The following is an 865-nucleotide window of genomic DNA, read 5'->3' on the forward strand; positions in this document are numbered from 1 at the left end:
CGGCTCCATGTCGTTTATTTGCATTGACGCCGACACTCACAAATCAGTTAAAGTACTTAGCGACCGCCTTAATAGAACCATCAAACAGTTCTTTCTTAGTCAGTACAGCACCGCAGAACGGGCCGCGGTTCAACGCGTCATCATGGACATGAACGCCTCCTATCAGGCATTCGTGCACGAACTATTCCCTAACGCCGAACTCATTATTGATCGGTTCCACATTATTCAATTAATGGGCCGGACGATGGATACCATTCGCCCTCAATGTTTAAAGCAACTCGACAAGCATTCGCGGGAATATAAAGTACTGAAATCACTATGGCGCCTATTCCACAAGGACAACCCTGACGCACAAAAGAGCCGCTACCTCTTCGGCCTGAATGAGTACTCGACCGAACAGAACGCTATTGATATTGGAACCGATACGTTTCCGGCCTTCAAAACAGCTTATGAAACCTACATCGATCTCCACGATGCTTTGATGGGGCGTCACGCTGATGAACTCAAGAATATCATCACTAACTATCAGCCTAACGGCACGCCCCTAGATACGGCCATGCATACCCTACGAAAGAATCTTAATGGAGTAATTAACACCGCCAAATCGTCCTACTCTAACGGACCGATAGAGGGCATCAACCGTAAGATCAAGGAGCTCAAACGTGCTTGTTATGGCTTCTCCAATCAGGCCAATATGTTCACACGCGTCTACCAGCTGATTGCCTAGATTATCTACCACAATAACGTCACGATGGTAGGCTTATTTGTTATGCCTTCAAGTACGATATTCAGACAACACACCAGATTAAACGCCGCAACTAATAAAACAACAAAAAAGATCTCCCACACGAGGAGATCTCCAAAG

Annotated in this window: 1 protein-coding gene; it reads left to right on the top strand. The window is 46.1% G+C overall.

Annotated elements, in window-relative coordinates:
- Window positions 1-727: ISL3 family transposase (locus tag KTE19_RS13675; protein WP_217342517.1), on the top strand; the 727-nt coding region annotated here is incomplete at its 5' end.
- Window positions 728-865: the final 138 nt, after the last annotated feature.

It is taken from the genome of Lentilactobacillus dabitei, assembly GCF_019061365.1.
Classification (GTDB): Bacteria; Bacillota; Bacilli; order Lactobacillales; family Lactobacillaceae; genus Lentilactobacillus; species Lentilactobacillus dabitei.